Source organism: Neoluteolibacter marinus, from assembly GCF_014904755.1.
GTDB classification, from domain to species: Bacteria; Verrucomicrobiota; Verrucomicrobiia; order Verrucomicrobiales; family Akkermansiaceae; genus Haloferula; species Haloferula marina.
On sequence record NZ_JACZFQ010000248.1, the window covers coordinates 1 to 280 of the forward strand.

The window sequence follows — 280 nt, forward strand, 5'->3', positions numbered from 1 at the left end:
AGAAGAGGATCCATGGCCTCCACCCACGACAAGGACGATTTCAGGGCTCAGGCTCGCGGGATCGCCGAGAAGCACGCCCAGGCCGACCAGCGGCAGAAGCGGCTCCTCCAGATCGGCATCGCGATCCTCGTGGTCGCGGTCCTGGTCATCGCCGCGCTGGTGTTCTGGCAGGTGCGCTCCTAGCGCATCCCCGATTCCGGGCCCGTTCCCGCCAGCGCCAACCAGTGGGGCGGGATCGAGATGACCGCCGACGGCATCACGAAGGACTCCTCCGATACGG

General features: G+C 67.1%; 1 protein-coding gene. It reads left to right on the forward strand.

Annotated features, from left to right (window positions below; all coding sequences use genetic code 11):
- On the forward strand, nt 1–183 hold a 183-nt coding region (locus IG178_RS24700; RefSeq protein ID WP_226895777.1), incomplete at its 5' end, for a hypothetical protein.
- Between the last annotated feature and the right edge of the window lie 97 nt (nt 184–280).